Annotated in this window: 1 protein-coding gene; it reads right to left on the bottom strand. The window is 50.9% G+C overall.

Going from position 1 to position 271, the window contains the following annotated elements; translation table 11 throughout:
• Positions 1–197: iron chelate uptake ABC transporter family permease subunit (locus AAEZ03_RS27445; protein WP_350583010.1), on the bottom strand; the 197-nt coding region annotated here is incomplete at its 3' end.
• Positions 198–271 lie beyond the last annotated feature (74 nt).

Genomic DNA, 271 nt, shown 5'->3' with positions numbered 1-271 from the left:
CCATAAATGGCCAAGCTCGGCAAAAACAACGTGACGATGAGCATAGCCAACTGCGCACCAACGCCCACCCCTAGCGTCGTATCGGATGCTAAAGGGTTTTTTACCAATTGCTGTAGCAAGATACTGACCACGCCTAACAGCCCGCCAGCTAATAACGCCACCACACTGGTCGCCACGATATGCAGCTGTATCGCCATACTGGCAATGTCCAATTGCGAGCTTGGTATCAACAAATCACGGAATGGGCGCGTCCATTCTTGATCTATCAGTA

The sequence above is a fragment of the Pseudomonas sp. HY2-MNA-CIBAN-0224 genome, from assembly GCF_040310285.1.
Lineage (GTDB): Bacteria > Pseudomonadota > Gammaproteobacteria > Pseudomonadales > Pseudomonadaceae > Aquipseudomonas > Aquipseudomonas helleri.
This window is presented reverse-complemented; position numbering and strand designations above follow the sequence as displayed.